Annotated in this window: 10 protein-coding genes; 7 read left to right on the forward strand and 3 right to left on the reverse strand. The window is 72.7% G+C overall.

Going from position 1 to position 15,576, the window contains the following annotated elements; genetic code table 11:
• Positions 1-178: 178 nt before the first annotated feature.
• From IE258_RS03545 to moeZ, 7 genes are all read left to right on the forward strand, one after another.
• Entirely contained in the window at positions 179-1,228 is a 1,050-nt protein-coding gene (locus IE258_RS03545) for an alpha/beta fold hydrolase (RefSeq protein ID WP_189738750.1), read from the forward strand.
• Between the two features lie 8 nt (positions 1,229-1,236).
• Positions 1,237-2,835 (forward strand): DUF3152 domain-containing protein, encoded by a 1,599-nt coding sequence (locus tag IE258_RS03550; protein WP_189738753.1) that lies wholly within the window; start codon positions 1,237-1,239, stop codon positions 2,833-2,835.
• A 281-nt stretch (positions 2,836-3,116) separates the two neighbouring features.
• Entirely contained in the window at positions 3,117-4,868 is a 1,752-nt protein-coding gene (locus IE258_RS03555) for a DUF3492 domain-containing protein (RefSeq protein WP_189738755.1), read from the forward strand.
• On the forward strand, positions 4,865-6,121 hold the full coding sequence (locus IE258_RS03560; RefSeq protein WP_229891918.1) for a hypothetical protein: 1,257 nt from the start codon (positions 4,865-4,867) through the stop codon (positions 6,119-6,121). The genes IE258_RS03555 and IE258_RS03560 overlap by 4 nt, the downstream gene beginning before the upstream one ends.
• A 111-nt stretch (positions 6,122-6,232) precedes the next feature.
• On the forward strand, positions 6,233-7,294 hold the full coding sequence (locus IE258_RS03565; RefSeq protein ID WP_189738758.1) for an SDR family oxidoreductase: 1,062 nt from the start codon (positions 6,233-6,235) through the stop codon (positions 7,292-7,294).
• Entirely contained in the window at positions 7,282-8,031 is a 750-nt protein-coding gene (locus IE258_RS03570; protein ID WP_189738761.1) for a spherulation-specific family 4 protein, read from the forward strand. Before IE258_RS03565 ends, IE258_RS03570 begins: the two co-directional genes overlap by 13 nt.
• A gap of 63 nt (positions 8,032-8,094) precedes the next feature.
• Positions 8,095-9,273: an adenylyltransferase/sulfurtransferase MoeZ gene (gene moeZ / locus IE258_RS03575; protein WP_159324251.1), complete on the forward strand. Its 1,179-nt coding sequence runs from the start codon at positions 8,095-8,097 to the stop codon at positions 9,271-9,273.
• A 71-nt stretch (positions 9,274-9,344) separates the two neighbouring features.
• On the opposite strand, the gene IE258_RS03580 is transcribed toward moeZ, so the two are convergent.
• From IE258_RS03580 to IE258_RS03590, 3 genes are all read right to left on the reverse strand, one after another.
• Positions 9,345-10,886, reverse strand: a complete 1,542-nt coding sequence (locus IE258_RS03580) for an alpha/beta hydrolase (RefSeq protein WP_189738765.1) — start codon at positions 10,884-10,886, stop codon at positions 9,345-9,347.
• A gap of 141 nt (positions 10,887-11,027) precedes the next feature.
• Positions 11,028-12,578, reverse strand: a complete 1,551-nt coding sequence (locus IE258_RS03585; RefSeq protein WP_189738768.1) for an alpha/beta hydrolase — start codon at positions 12,576-12,578, stop codon at positions 11,028-11,030.
• A gap of 80 nt (positions 12,579-12,658) precedes the next feature.
• Entirely contained in the window at positions 12,659-15,436 is a 2,778-nt protein-coding gene (locus tag IE258_RS03590) for a lysylphosphatidylglycerol synthase transmembrane domain-containing protein (protein WP_189738772.1), read from the reverse strand.
• Positions 15,437-15,576 lie beyond the last annotated feature (140 nt).

Below are 15,576 nucleotides of genomic sequence, written 5' to 3' on the forward strand. Positions count from 1 at the left end.
TGCAGACGTCCCCGGGATGCGGGGGGTCACACGCGGGTGCCCACCTCACGAGCCTAGGAGACACCCGATCCGGACGCCATGCCTCGCCGGCATCCGTACCCCGCCGGCGCGCCGCCCCGGCGCTGCTTGTGACGGCGAACACATGAACCACTGCGTGATCGTCTCGTAACATTGCTACATGCCTTCGACCGAGCCGCCGTCCGTGCCGCCCGCCAACGTGCTGCCGAAGGTCGCGGCCATCAGGGCCGCGGACGGGGAGCGGCTCAGGTCGGTGCACCTGCCCGGCATGACCCTGACGGTGCGGTCGAGACGACCCGCCCGCGAGGGACTGCCGCCCGCCCTCTACGTCCACGGTCTCGGCGGCTCCTCGCAGAACTGGTCGGCGCTCATGCCGCTGCTGGACGGCGTCGTCCACAGCGAGGCCCTCGACCTCCCCGGCTTCGGCGACTCCCCGCCGCCGGACGACGGCGACTACTCGATCACCGGCCACGCGCGCGCGGTCGTCCGTCACCTCGACGCGTCCGGGCGCGGACCCGTGCACCTGTTCGGGAACTCGCTCGGCGGCGCCGTCGTCACCCGCGTCGCCGCGGCGCGGCCCGACCTGGTGCGGACGCTCACCCTCGTGTCGCCCGCGCTGCCGGAGATCCGCGTGCAGCGCAGCGCCGTGCCGACGGGGCTCCTTGCGGTGCCGGGGGTGGCGGCGCTGTTCACCCGGCTCACCCGGGAGTGGACCGCGGAGCAGCGGGTGCGCGGCGTCAGGGCACTCTGCTACGGCGACCCGGAGAGGGTGAGCGAGGAGGGCTTCCGCAACGCCGTCGAGGAAATGGAGCGGCGGCTGCAACTGCCGTACTTCTGGGACGCGATGGCGCGTTCCGCGCGCGGAATAGTGAACGCCTACACGCTCGGCGGCCAGCACGCGCTGTGGCGGCAGGCCGAGCGGGTTCTCGCACCCACGCTCCTGGTCTACGGTGGACGGGACCAACTCGTCGCCTACCGCATGGCCCAGCGGGCCGCCCGCGCGTTCCGTGACTCCCGGCTGCTGACCCTGCCGGACGCGGGACACGTGGCGATGATGGAGTATCCGGAGGCCGTGGCCACGGCGTTCCGTGAACTCCTCGCGGACACGGCGGACACCACGGACACGGTGGGTACCGGGAAGCCGGTGGGTGACGAGAGGACAGACGGGGCCGTCGACGGCGAGCCCGCCAACCAGACCACAGGAGGCTGAGGCGCGACGTGGGACGCCACAGCCGTCGCGGGCCCGCTCCCAAGGCAGACGCCGCGGACACGGCCGCGACACGCGAGAACCGGTCCGGGCGGCCAGATCCGCGCCGGACGAACGGGCCGACGCAGGAGCCGCAAGGGCCGTACCGGCCGCAGGCGCCCGACGGGACGCCCCGCGGGGCGGCGCCGGGAGATGCCCCCGGCATCCGTCACGGGTACCCGGGACCCGGTGGACCCGGTCCCGGCCAGGGGCGGGTTCCGGGCGCGCGGTTCCCGGACGCGACGCCCGCCCACGGCTTCCCGCAGATGGCGGACGGCACGCCCGCGCGGGGCGTCCCGAGGCTCCCCGACGGCACCCCGGCGCACGGTGTGCCGCGGGTCCGGGGCGGGCACCCCGAGCAGCGGGAACCCGGCGGCGGATGGGGCGAGTCGGGCGGGCGGCCCGGTGCCGGGTACGGGCCGGGCGTGGGGGCGCGCCCCGGGGGCCCAGGGGCTCCCGGCTCTCCGGCGTCCTTCGCGCCGTCGTCGCCGTCCGGGCCGCCGGCGCCCTTCCCGAGGCAGCGACAGGCGCCCGGGGAAGGCCCGCGGCAGGACTACCTGGACGCCTTCGGGGAGGACGACGACGTCTTCGCGGCCCGCCCCCAGCGACGTGCCCCCGGTGCGGTGCGGCCCGCCGACCCGTACGCCTCGGTCACCGACTGGAGCGCCGCCGACGGAGCGGGCAACGGGGGCGGCGGCATTCCCGCAGACCTGGGCGCGGACGCCGACGATCAGCCGCCCACCGGGGACCCCGCACCGGTCAAGGGCGCCAAGGGCCGGACCTTCACCGGAATCGCGGCGGCCGCCGTCACCACCGTGCTGGCCGTCGTGGTGGCCGGTCAGGTCGCCGACGGCTCGGACGGGAGCGACATGCGCGCCCAGTCCGCCACCGACCAGGCCCGGGGCGCCCACGACCCGGCGTCGCGGAACGACGAACGTCCGACGCCCTCCGCGTCCGAGACCGCGAAGCCGCTGACGTACGAGCAGAAGATGGGCAAGACCTACCCGCTCAGTGCCACCCTCAAGGCCTCCGGGAAGTTCGACGCGATCCCGGGTATCGCCAAGGGGACCGGGAAGGGCGAGCGGTACACCTACCGCATCGACGTGGAGCAGGGGCTCGGCCTCGACGGCGAACTCTTCGCCGAGGCCGTGCAGAAGACCCTCAACGACGACCGGAGCTGGGCCCACAACGGTGCCCGCACCTTCGAGCGCATCGAGTCGGGGCAGCCCAGCTTCGTCATCGCGCTGGCCAGCCCCGGCACCACCGCCGAGTGGTGTGCCAAATCGGGCCTGGACACCACCGAGGACAACGTGTCCTGCGACTCGGCCGCCACCCAGCGCGTGATGATCAACGCCTACCGCTGGGCCCAGGGCGCCGCACCGTACGGCGACGCGATCCACGCGTACCGGCAGATGCTGATCAACCACGAGGTCGGTCACCGCATCGGCTACAACCACGTCACCTGCGACAAGGACGGCGAACTCGCCCCTGTCATGCAGCAGCAGACGAAGTTCGTCGACCACGACGGAATCGACTGCCGCCCCAACCCCTGGGCGTATCCGAACGGCTGACCGGACCAGGCCGGACCGGGTCGGACCGGGTCGGGCCGTTCCGGGTCGGACCACTTACGGCCAAGCCGTATCAGGCCGGGCCAGGGCATCACGCATGGTGAATGCATGATCTCTTAGCGCGACCGAACGCGCCTCGCACGGGAAAGTTACGACCGTTCACCCCTTTTGGTGGTGCGATGGACAACCGTCCATCGCACCACCTCCTAGTCCGCATACGTTCGTCCCGCTGCGAGCCGCCGGGCCAACGGCGGCTCCCCAAACGGGAGATCGGGGGTGCGCGCGTGCGCATCGGACTGCTTACGGAGGGTGGCTATCCGTATGTGAGCGGTGAGGCCGGGCTCTGGTGCGACCGGCTCGTACGCGGCCTGGAGCAGCACGAGTTCGACCTCTACGCGCTCAGCCGCAGTGAGAGCGAGGAGACCGAGGGCTGGGTCCCGCTGCCGCCGCAGGTCGGCCGGGTGCGCACCGCCCCGCTGTGGGAATCCGTGGACGACCACATCGTGCACGGACGGCGCGCGCGCCGGCGCTTCGCCGAGTGCTACGGCGAACTGGCCACGGCCCTGTGCACCGCAGGCCCGGGGAATCCGTCCGCAGAGCCGGAGAGGGAGCCGGAAGGGCAGTCGGCCCTTGAGGCGGACCGTTTCGCCAGTGCGCTGTACGGCCTCGCCGAACTCGCCCGCGACGAGGGCGGCCTGCCCGCCGCGCTCCGCTCGGAGACCGCCGTACGGGCCCTGGAACGCGCCTGTCGCGCGCCCGGCGCCCACCGCTCCGCGCGCGAGGCGCGCGTTCCCGATCTGCTGACCGTCACCGCGCGCCTCGAACGCGCCCTGCGCCCGCTGTCCCTCGACTGGTACGAGGACGACGACCTCGGTTCGGTGGACCTGTGCCACGCGGCCTCCGGTGGTACGGCAGCCCTGCCGGGCCTGCTCGCCCGGTACTTCTGCGACGTGCCCCTGTTGGTGACCGAGTACGGCGTGCGGCTGCGGACGCACTACCTGACGGAACCCGATTCCTCGCCCGCGATACGGTCGCTGCTCGCCGCCTTCCACGGCCGGCTGGCCGCCGAGACCTACCGGCGCGCGGCCGTGATCACCCCCGGCAACACGCACGCCCGACGCTGGCAGGAACGCTGCGGCGCCGACCGCGCCAAGCTGCGGACGGTCCACCCGGGCATGGACGCCGCCCCGTTCGCGGAGGCGGGGGAGTCCCCGGAGTACGCCGACCCGCAGACCCTCGTCTGGGTCGGCCGCGTCGAGCCGGCCAAGGACCTGGTCTCGCTGCTGCACGCCTTCGCGGAGATCCGCAGGGCGGAGCCCGGCTCCCGGCTCAGGATCGTCGGTGCCCCCTCGGGCCCCGAGGGCGCCGCGTACCTGATCCACTGCAAGGCGCTGGCCGCGCAGCTGTTTCCCGACGAGGCCGACGGTCCGCACGCCGTCGGCCGCAACCCGGTCTCCTTCGAGGAGACCGGCGGTCCCGAACTGCCGTCCCGCGCCGACGCGTACGCCTCGGGCGCCCTGGTGGTGCTCTCCAGCGTCGTCGAAGGGTTCCCGGCCGGGCTCGTCGAGGCCATGTTCTGCGGCCGCGCGACGGTGTCCACGGACGTCGGCGCGGTGGTCGAGGCCATCGGCGGCACCGGACTCGTGGTGCCCCCGCGCAATCCGCGGGCGCTCGCCGAGGCATGCGTCGCTCTGTTGCGCGACCCGGAGCGCCGGGCCCGCCTGGGCGCCGCCGCGCGCGCCCGTGCGCTGGAGCTGTTTACCGTCGAGCAGAACATCACGGCATTTCACGGCATTTACCTGGAGATCCTCTCGCGTACACCGGCCCGCCGCGTCCTTCTCGACGACACCGGCGAACCCCTGCCCTTCGGTGTCCCCGCCGAGGCGCACGTCCCCGGTCGCTGGAGTGACCCCACGGCCCGGGTCGCGTCCCGGGGCGGTCCCGGCACGGCCCGCAGCGGCCCCGGCTGGGCTGTGGAGGCCGGACCGACCCGGCCGAAGACGTCGGTTGCGGCGAGCGAGGGAGCGGCCCGATGAGCGGCCTCGACGGCAAAGGCACCGGTCGCGAAGGCAGGGACCGCGAAGGCATCGGTCTCGACGGCACTGGTCTCGAAGGGACCGGTCGCGAAGATGCCGGTCGGGCGGTGGGTGTCGCCGTCGGGGAGGCCCGCGACGCCGGGAAGTCGTCGTCCGCGTCCGCCGTCCGCCGTGCCGCCGCGGACCCCGTGAAGGGGCTGCTGCACCGGCACCGCGACCTGTGCGAACGCGCCGTGGACCCGCTGGAGATCGCCGCGGGCCTGGAGGCGCACGGCGTCACCGACCGGACCGCCGCACGCTTCCGCCACCGGGACGTCTTCTCCCTTGCGGAGGAGATGTACGCCCGTGTCCCGCGCGACCGCGACACCCCCGCGAGCCCCGAGGACGCGCCGACACCCGGGCCGCGCGGGCCACGCACCGCCGGAGTCGTTCTCGCGCTGCTGCCCGGTGCGCTGTGCGCCGCCGCGGTGATCGGACTGCGCCTGACGGAGGGCCGGCCGCGCCTGATCGCGGCCGTCGTCGCGATCCTCGCGGTGACGCTCGCCCTGGGTGCGGCACTGCGCCGGGGGCCGCTGAGCGCCGCCACGCGCACCACCAGCACCTGGACCTGCTGGCTCGTCGGCTACGCCCTCCTCGGCGACGGACTCCTGCGTACCGCGCTCAGCGGCGGGCCCGACGGTCTCCCCGACGGCAGCGCCGACGGTCCGTGGCCCGTCACCGTCGCCCCAGTCCTGGCCCTTGCGCTGTCCTACGCCCCCGCGGCCGGATGCGCGCACCTCTTCGCCGCCGGTGCCCGCAGGAAACTGACGTCCAGCCGGGGCCTGGCCGATTTCTCCGCCTCCGTACGCCCCCTGCTCCTCGGCGCGTTCGTCCTGTACATGGGCGCACTCGCGGGTCTGCTCGCGGTGACCGGAGCCGTGCTCGGCGAGCCCGCCGGACACCCTCAGGGCCTCGGCCTGGGCGCACTGCTGCTGCTCGCCCGGCTGCTCATCGTGCACGGCCATGCCCACGCCCCCATGCTCGTCCTCACCGCAGCGGCCGCCGCGGAAGCAGCCGCCCTGGCCACGCTCTTCGCCGGCCGCCTCCCCGGCTGCGGCTTCCTGGCCGCCCCCGTGGAGGCGCTGGTCGCCGCCTGCGGCCCGGCCGGTGTCCCGACGGCCGCCTGCGGCGTCGGCGCGCTGACCCTCCTGATCCACGCGTGCCGTCGCCTGACCAGGGCGTCGGCCCACGCGTCGACGGAGCGAACGAGATGAGCGTGCGCACGGACAACCCCTCACACGCCCCCGACCCCCTCGCATCACCCCTTGAAGGAGCCCCCAGATGACCACCTCCCGACCCGACGCCTCGGCACCGGGAGCCGCCCGATGAGAGTCCTGCTGATCGGAGCCAACGGCTACATCGGCCGCTTCGTCGCCGACCGTCTGCTCGCCGACCCGGCCGTCCAGCTCACCGCCCTCGGCCGGGGTGACGACGCCGACGTCCGCTTCGACCTCGCCACCGGAAGCCCCGGCGCCCTCACCCGCTTCCTCGACGCGGTGCACCCCGGAGTGGTCGTCAACTGCGCGGGCGCCACCCGGGGCGGCGCCCGCGAACTCACCCGGCACAACACCGTCGCCGTCGCCACCGTCTGCGAGGCCCTGCGCCGCAGCGGCTGCGGCGCCCGCCTGGTGCAGGTCGGCTGCAGCGCCGAGTACGGTCCCAGCCAGCCCGGCTCCTCGACCGCGGAGGACGCCGTGCCCCGCCCCGGTGGTCCCTACGGCGTCAGCAAACTCGCCGCGACCGAGCTTGTGCTCGGCTCTGGCCTGGACGCCGTCGTCCTGCGGGTCTTCTCGCCCGCGGGGCCCGGCACGCCCGCCGGCTCCCCGCTGGGCCGGCTCGCCGAGGCGATGCGCCGCGCGATGCAGTCCGGCGACGGTGAGCTGCGGCTCGGCGGCCTCGGCGCGCAGCGGGACTTCATCGACGTCCGGGACGTCGCCCGCGCGGTGCACGCCGCCTCCCTCTCCGCCGCCCAGGGCGTCATCAACATCGGCTCCGGCCGCGCCGTCCGCCTGCGCGACGCCGCCGCCACGCTCGCCCGGGTCGCCGGTTACGGCGGCGCCCTGCACGAACTCGACGGCCCCCCCGGCGCGTTGCGGCCCACCATCGGCCACCCCCGCACGGAGTCCGTCGGCCACCGCGTCGACGCCCTCGGTCACCACCGGGCCGACGCCCTCGGCCATCACCGCCCGGACCCCCTCGGAGGCCGAGGCGAGCGCGCCGACTCCGAGCACGCGGCACCGGCCGCCCCCCACCCGTACCCCGACGGCTGCGGCAGCTGGCAGCAGGCCGACGTGCGCACCGCGCGTGACCGGCTCGGCTGGCGGCCCCGGATCGGCCTCGAAGAGTCCCTCGCCGACATCTGGATGGAGGCGGCATGCCGTATCTGACCAGTACCAGAGTGGGCACCGCGAGCACCGGTGTCCGAACCGGACTGGGTGTCCCGGGGCTGGCCCACCCACTCGTCGCTCCCGACGAGTGGGCCGGCCTCACCTGTCCCGGCACCCCGCTGCACTGGGTCGTCCTCAACATCGCCGACGGCCCCGGCGCGCACCCCGACCCGCGGTGCCTGGAGGCCGCCGGTCGTCTGCGCAACGCGGGCGTCCGCGTCCTCGGCCATCTCGAGACCGCGTACGGAGCCCGCAGCCTGGGCGAACAGATCTCCGACGCCCACCGGTACCTCGACTGGTACCAGGTCGACGGCTTCCTCCTCGCCCACTGCCCGTCCGACCGGGCCGCCCTCCCCGAGGTCCGCCGCACGGTCACCACCCTGCGGACACTCCGTGACGATGCCCACATCGTCCTGGGCCACGGCACCCACCCCGCCCCCGGCTACGCCGAGAACGCCGACCAACTCGTCACCTTCTCCGGCACCTGGGCCGACTACCGCTGGTCCCAGGCGGCCGAGTGGAGCGCCGACTATCCGCCGGAGCGCTTCTGCCACTTCGTGCACGGTCTGCCGCGCGGGCACCTGGAGGAAGCGCTGCGCATCGCCCGCTGGCAAGGAGCCGCGACGATCTACTTCACCGACCGCACGGACCGCGGCGGCCGAGCCGACCCCTGGGAGACGATGCCCGGTTACTGGGACGAAATCGTCTCGCGAGTCGGGACGGGTGTCTCGGAATGAAAAAGGCCGTGGCAGTGTTACTGGCAGAACAACCGTAATTACTGACCGACCAACGGAGTCCCCGTGTCGCTGCCACCCCTGGTCGAGCCGGCCGCCGAGCTCACCGTAGACGAGGTCCGCAGGTACTCCCGCCACCTGATCATCCCCGACGTGGGGATGGACGGGCAGAAGCGGCTGAAGAACGCCAAGGTGCTCGCCGTGGGCGCGGGCGGCCTCGGTTCGCCGACCCTGATGTACCTGGCGGCAGCCGGTGTCGGCACGCTCGGCATCATCGAGTTCGACGAGGTCGACGAGTCGAACCTGCAGCGGCAGGTCATCCACAGCCAGGCCGACATCGGCCGGCCCAAGGCCGAGTCCGCCCGTGACACCATCCAGGGCATCAACCCGCTGGTGGAGGTGATCCTGCACCAGGAGCGGCTCGAGGCCGACAACGTGATGGACATCTTCAACCAGTACGACCTGATCGTCGACGGCACGGACAACTTCGCGACCCGCTACCTGGTCAACGATGCCTGCGTGCTGCTGAACAAGCCCTACGTCTGGGGCTCGATCTACCGCTTCGACGGGCAGGCGTCCGTCTTCTGGTCCGAGCACGGCCCCTGCTACCGCTGCCTCTACCCGGAGCCCCCGCCCCCCGGCATGGTCCCCTCCTGCGCCGAGGGCGGCGTGCTGGGCGTGCTGTGCGCGTCCATCGGTTCCATCCAGACCAACGAGGCCATCAAGCTCCTCGCCGGCATCGGCGAGCCGCTGGTCGGCCGCCTGATGATCTACGACGCGCTGGAGATGACCTACCGCCAGGTCAAGGTCCGCAAGGACCCCGACTGCGCGGTATGCGGTGAGAACCCGACCGTCACCGAGCTCATCGACTACGAGGCATTCTGCGGCGTCGTGTCCGAGGAGGCCCAGGCGGCCGCCGCCGACTCCACGATCACTCCCAAGCAGCTCAAGGAGTGGATCGACGACGGCGAGAACATCGAGCTCATCGACGTCCGCGAGCCGAACGAGTTCGAGATCGTCTCCATCCCGGGCGCCCGGCTGATCCCGAAGAACGAGTTCCTCATGGGCTCGGCCCTGGAGAGCCTCCCGCAGGACAAGAAGATCGTCTTGAATTGCAAGACGGGTGTCCGCAGTGCGGAAGTCCTCGCGGTCCTCAAGTCCGCCGGCTTCTCGGACGCCGTCCACGTCGGCGGCGGCGTGATCGGCTGGGTCAACCAGATCGAACCGGAGAAGCCCGTCTACTGACCGGCTTCCCGACCCGCTTCCCGGACGGCGGGGGTTTCGCGCACCGCAGGTGCCCGAAGCCCCCGCCGCCGTCATGAACAGACCTTGCCGTCCTTCGGTACCGTCCCCTTCAGCAGGTAGGCGTCCACCGTGGAGTCGACACAGTCGCTCCCGCTCCCGTAGGCGCCGTGCCCCTCGCCCTTCCAGGTCAGCACCACGCCGACGTCCTTGCCCAACTCGTCCGCCATCCTGCGGGCACCCTCGTAGGGCGTCGCCGGGTCGCCCGTGTTGCCGACCACCAGGACCGGGGCCGCGCCGGGCGCGCTCACCTCCGGCGTCTCGTGCTGACCGGCCACCGGCCAGTCGTGGCACCATCCCGCGGTGTCCCAGCCGAGGAAGGCGCCGAAGACCGGCGAGACCTTCTCGAACCTCGGCAGCAGCTTCTTCGTCTCCTCCACGGTCGGCCGCTGCTTGTCGTCCAGGCACGATATGACCCGTTGCGAGTGGGTCGTCGTGCCGTAGCGTCCCGAAGGATCACGCTCGTTGTAGCCGTCGGCGAGCGCCAGCAACTCCGAGCCGTCGCCCTCCTCGGCCGCCTCCAGCGCACTGGTCAGGGTCGGCCAGCCGCTCTCGCTGTACAGCGGCAGCACGATGCCGGTGAGCGCGAGCGTCTGCGTCAGCTTCCGCCCCGGCGAGGAGGTCGGCAGCGGCTCGGCGTCCAGGCGCTCCAGCAGGTCGGCGATCTTCCGGGAGCCCTGGGCGGGGTCCTGCCCGGTCGACTCCAGGTAGTCGTCCAGCGCTCGCTGGAAACCCCGGGCCTGATTCTCGGCGTGGCCCATCGTGTCGGCGCCCGGATCGACCACGGCGTCGAGGATCACGCGACCCACGTGCTTGGGGAACAGGTGGGCGTACACGCCGCCGAGCTCGGTGCCGTAGGAGATGCCGAAGTAGTGCATCTTCGCGTCGCTCAGCACATGCCGCATCAGGTCCATGTCGCGAGCGGTGTCCGTGGTCGAGACGTGCTCCATGAGCTTGCCGGCGGCCTTCTCGCAGCCCTCGCCGAAGTCCGCGGCGTCCTCCAGGTATGCCTGCTCCTCGGCCGGGGTGTCCGGCGTGGAGTCCACCGACTCGGCGGCCTCCATCGCCTCGTCGGTGCGGCAGCGGACGCCTTCGCTGGCGGCCACCCCGCGCGGGTCCCAGCTCACCAGGTCGTACCGCTCGTGCAGGGAGGAGACGGTGTCGGCGTAGGACGGCATCATGGAGACGCCGGATCCGCCGGGGCCGCCGAAGTTGAACAACAGGGAGCCGATGCGGTCGTCCCCGCTCGCCCGGGACCGGATCAGTGCGAGATCGATCGTCTCGCCGTCCGGGTCGGACCAGTCCAGCGGTGCCTTGAGCGTGGCGCACCGCCAGTCGCCGTCCGGCGCCGGGGCGTCGTCGGTGCCCTTGCAACGGGTCCAGTCCAGCGTCTGGGACGCCAGGGCCTGCGGCACTCCGGACGGGGCCGCCGCCGAGGGTCCCGCGCTGCTCCTGCCCCCGGCGTCCTTGTCCTCGTCGGACGAGCCGCCGCTGCAGCCCGCCGTCAGCAGTGCGGCGGCGGCCGTCAGAGCCGTCCACCGGACGAGATGCGCCATGTCCTCTCCCCCCTGGCAAGCCGTCCGCGCCGTGCGGCGGATGGCGTTCCTGCCATGGTAGGCGGCGCGGGCAGCGCCCGCCGACGCCTGTGGATAACGCTCTGACCTGCCCGTTCGCTCGATCCGTGGCGCCGGGCGCGGTCAGGAGCACACGGTCCCGGCCGCCGGTACCCGGCCGTCGAGCAGATAGCCGTGCACCGCGTCCTGCACGCACCTGTTCTTGCTGTCGTAGGCGCCGTGTCCCTGGCCCTTGTAGGTCAGTTCCACGCCTACGCCCTTGCCGAGCGCGTCCACCATCCTCCCGGCGCCCTCGTACGGCGTCGCGGGGTCGCCGGTGTTGCCGATCACCAGGATCGGCGGTGCGCCGGGGGCGCTGACGTCCGGATGGTCGGCGGCTCCGGCGACCGGCCAGTCGGTGCAGCTGAGCATGGACCAGGCGAGGTAGTCGCCGAACAGCGGGGAGGCGTCCCGGAACTCGGGCAGCTTGCCTTCCACGTACGCGGGGTCGTAGCGGGGTTTGTCGTCGGCGCAGTTGATGGCGACGTTCGCCGCGGTGATGTTGCTGTACTCGCCGTCCTCGTTGCGCCCGTTCAGGGCGTCCGAGAGCACCATGAGGACCCGTCCGTCCCCGTCGTACGCCTGCTCCAGGCCCTCGGTGAGGTACTCCCAGAAGTCCTTCGAGTACAACGCCTGCGCGATGCCGCCGGTCGCTGCGGTCTCGGTGAGTTCGCGGGGGAAGACGCCGGGGATCGGTTTGCGGTCGAGGCCCTTCAGCAGCCGGGCGATGCGTGTCTTGACATCCTCGGCCGTGTCCCCGACGGGACAGTCCTCGGTCTTCGACACGCAGTCCTCGGCGAAGTTGTCGAGCGCCAGCTGGAACCCCTTCGCCTGGCCCAGCGAGCTCTGTTCCGCCGTCTGCGTCGGGTCGACCACCGCGTCGAAGACGGCACGGCCCACGTGCCGGGGGAAGAGGTGGGCGTAGACGCCGCCGAGTTCGGTGCCGTAGGAGATGCCGAAGTAGTGGAGCTTGTCGTCCCCGAGGACCTGGCGCATCAGGTCCATGTCCCGGGCCGCGTCGGTGGTCCGCACGTGCGGCAGGGTCTTCTTGGAGTTCTTCTCGCAGGCCGCGTTGAACTTCTCCGTGTTGTCCACCAGGTCGGTGCGTTCGGCCTGGTCGTCGGGGGTGGCGTCCTGCTGGAAATAGGTGTCGAGCTGCTTGTCGTCCAGGCACTCCACGGGGTCGCTGCGGCCGACGCCGCGCGGGTCGAAGCTGACCAGGTCGTAGCGGGTGCGCAGTTTCGCGTAGTCCTGACCGAACGCGGGCAGCGTGGTGACCCCCGACCCGCCCGGCCCGCCGAAGTTGAAGACGAGAGAGCCGATCCGCCGGTCCGCCGCGCCGCTGGCCTCGGCGCGGATCAGCGCCAGGCCGATCGTGTCGCCCTCGGGGTCGTCCCAGTCGAGCGGGGCCCTCATGGTGGCGCACTGCCACTCGTCGCCGTCCGGCAGGGGAGAGGGGGCCGCGCCGCCGCCCTCGGCCTCGGACGGTGCCGGGCAGTCCTTCCAGTCCAGTTTCTGGCCCGTCAGATCCTCGTCGTCCTCCTGCGACCCGCCGCCGCAGCCCGCCAGCAGGCCGGACAGCACGAGGGCGGTGGCGGTCAGAGCGGCGGCGCGCAGCCGGGAGGGATTCGGCATGCGTCCATCGTGCGGTCGCGCGGGAGCACTTGCTCGGGGCCAGGGCCGTACGGGGTACGGAGCGCCCCTCCCGCGTCCGGTTACAGGGCCTCTTTGCGCGTGAGGTGGTTGAAGACCAGCCAGCCCGGCAGTACGGGCAGCCACAGGGTGAGCAGCCGGTAGAGCAGCACCGCGGGCGCGGCGACCTCCTTGGGCAGGCCGACGGCGATCAGACCGACCGTCAGCGTGGCCTCCACCGCGCCCACACCGCCCGGCGTCGGCGCGGCGGACCCCAGGGCGTTGCCCGCGAGGAAGACGACCGCGACGCTCGCCAGACTGATCGACGACGACTCGTCGCCGAAGGCGCGGATCGAGGCGTCCAGGCACATCACGAAGCAGGCCGTGAGCAGCAGCATGCCGCCGATGCCGGTGATCAGCTTCTGCGGCCGCTGCAACACGTCCAGCATGCGCGGTACGACCCCGGCGAAGAGCGACCGCACGCGCGTGACGACGAATTTGCGCAGGAACGGCACCGACGTCACCACGAGCACCAGGACCGCCACCGTCAGCAGGCCCGCGATGACCGTCCTGGACGGCGACAGCGACGGCGTCTTCTCGGTGCCGGTCAGATAGCCGAAGGACAACAGCATCAGGATGTGGCAGCCGAGCCCGAACAACTGCGACGCCCCGACACTCGCCACCGCGAGTCCGGGGCGCACGCCCGCGCGTTGCAGGAAGCGGGTGTTCAGCGCGACGCCGCCGACGGCGGCGGGGGCGACGATCTTCACGAACGATCCGGCGACCTGCGCGGCCACGGTCCGCAGGAATGGCACCTTCTCCGGCACGAAGCCCAGCAGGGACATCGCCGCCGCGACGTAGCTCGCCGCCGAGAACAGCACGGCCGCCGCCACCCAGCCCCACTGGGCGTTCGAGATCAGGGGGCCGAACTCGATGTGGGTGAGCTGCGTCAGCAGGAAGTAGGCGCCGATCGCGCCGGCGATGAAGCTGATCAGGGTGCGCGGCCGCACCCGCTCCAGCCGGGCCGGCTCGACGGGCGCCTGCGGCCTGATGCGCAGCACCGCGTGGCGGATCTGGGTGAGCAGATCCTCCTCGCGGGCCTCCTCGATGGCCTCGTCCACGGCCCGCTTCTCGGCCCGCTGCTCGGCGCGTACGGCCTTCTTGTCCGGTCTGTCGGCCTGGGTCGGCTGGTCGGCTTTACCGGACGCGGGGCTCGTGGCGTCGTGGCCGGCCGCCTCCGCGCGTGCCAGCTTGGCCTGCCGGGACGACTCCAGGACCGCCTCGCGCTCGCGCTGGGCGCGTTCCCGCGCCAGCCTGCGCAGGGTCGCGCGCGTGGAGCGGCTGAGCGCGATGGGCTGGAGCATGGGCAGGCAGTCCGCCACCGTGTCGGGGCCGAGGACGGCCACCGCGGAGGCGACCGCGCGTTCGGCGCCGACCCGCAGGCCGAGTGTCACCAGGAGCTGGGAGATGTCCATGCGCAGCAGCAGGTCGCCGGCGGCGATCTCGCCGATGCGCAGGTCGGTGAGGATCACCGTGCCGGAACGATCCACCAGGATCGCGTCGCCCACCAGCCTGCGGTGCGCGATGCGCCGCGACTGCAGGGCCTGTACCTGCTCCCAGGTGCCGCGCAGCAGGTCGTCGGTGATGTCCTCGTCCGCCAGCGAGTCCAGGGTGCGCCCGCCGGTGTGCTCGTAGACGAGCATCACGGCGTCGGGACCCAGCTCCGACGTCGCGATCAGCTTGGGGGCGTTGGCACCGGCCGCGATGGCGGCGTAGGCGAGCAGCGCCTCCTGCTCCAGGGCCTGCCGCAGCGAGGGGAGGCTGCTGCGGGTGGCGAAGCCGCGCAGCGTCAGGTTGCGCCAGGCGCGGTAGAAGAAGCCCTGGGCCTGCTGTTCCCGGTCCACCACCGTCACGTCGAGCGGTCGGCCGTCCTCCAGCGTGACGAAGTAGCGGCGGCCGCGGTCCCCGGTCTCGACGCTGTCGGACGGCGCCTCCTGCCGGGCCGCGGTCACCGGCCGGAAGCCGACGTGCCGCAGGCCCGCCATCAGCGTCCGGCCGGTGGGCCGGACGTTCGGGGAACCGACGGCATACAAGGTGCCGTAGGCGACGGTCCAGCCGATGAGGACGGTCAGGATGATCGAGAACGGCGTCGTGTAGCCCGTGACGAGCATCGAGAAGGCGTCGAGGAGCAGCACGATCCACAGCACCGCGCGCCAGCGGGGTCTGCGGGACATGCCGACGGCCGTCATGTACGCGATGACCGGGGCGAGGTAGCCGTGCACGGGGTCGGTCAGCGCGTGGATGTCGCCCGGGGACGGCTGGGTGAGCGCCTCCTTGATGGAGCCCGGAGCGGCCTTGGCGACCCACAGGTCGGTGGCGAGGGTCACTCCGTGCGCGAGGACCGCCGCCAGTACGCCGTCGGCGATCCGCAGCCCGTCCCGTTTGATCAGCCGCTCGATCGCGAACGCGACGGGCACCAGGAGGATCGCGATGCTGGAGGCCAGCCCCGCGATCTTGATGAGGAGGTCGGGGGCCTGCCCGGTGCCCTTGTTGATGTCCTGTTCGAGGCCCGAGGTGGTGCCGTGGGCGAAGGCGGCGATGGCCAGGAGTACGGCGACGGCGAGTACGCCCACCAGGAGGCGCACCAGGTCGGAGGGGCGGTGCACGCGCGCGGGGAGCAGTGGTTCGTCGCCCTCGACCTCGTCGATGTGCGCCACGTCGTCGGGGTCGGCGGCGGTCGCCGACGGGCCTTCGGCCACCCGCTCGCCGGTCTCCCCGTCGCCCGCCTCCGCGGCGTCCGGGCGCGACGAAGCGTCAGAGGTGCCCTCGGCGTCCTCGGGGTGCACACCCTGCTGCTTCATCGCCTCTTCTTGCTCTCGTATCACTGGTCACCGCCCGCACGATGGTGGCATGCCGCGTCGGACTCGGCAGGCATCAGGGTGCCCGTGCGGGCCGCACAGTCTGCCCGAAGAGCCGCTTGCGGGCGAGGGACGCGGGCCTT

Origin of the sequence: Streptomyces tendae, from assembly GCF_014650435.1 — a bacterium.
In the GTDB taxonomy this organism is placed as follows: Bacteria; Actinomycetota; Actinomycetes; order Streptomycetales; family Streptomycetaceae; genus Streptomyces; species Streptomyces tendae.

Bases quoted from the DNA above. Each gene is read 5' to 3' on its own strand.
- IE258_RS03590 (WP_189738772.1), bottom strand. From the start codon at position 15,436: ATGAAGCAGCAGGGTGTGCACCCCGAGGACGCCGAGGGCACCTCTGAC.
- IE258_RS03545 (WP_189738750.1), top strand. From the start codon at position 179: ATGCCTTCGACCGAGCCGCCGTCCGTGCCGCCCGCCAACGTGCTGCCG.
- IE258_RS03570 (WP_189738761.1), top strand. From the start codon at position 7,282: ATGCCGTATCTGACCAGTACCAGAGTGGGCACCGCGAGCACCGGTGTC.
- IE258_RS03585 (WP_189738768.1), bottom strand. From the start codon at position 12,578: ATGCCGAATCCCTCCCGGCTGCGCGCCGCCGCTCTGACCGCCACCGCC.
- IE258_RS03560 (WP_229891918.1), top strand. From the start codon at position 4,865: ATGAGCGGCCTCGACGGCAAAGGCACCGGTCGCGAAGGCAGGGACCGC.
- IE258_RS03565 (WP_189738758.1), top strand. From the start codon at position 6,233: ATGAGAGTCCTGCTGATCGGAGCCAACGGCTACATCGGCCGCTTCGTC.
- IE258_RS03580 (WP_189738765.1), bottom strand. From the start codon at position 10,886: ATGGCGCATCTCGTCCGGTGGACGGCTCTGACGGCCGCCGCCGCACTG.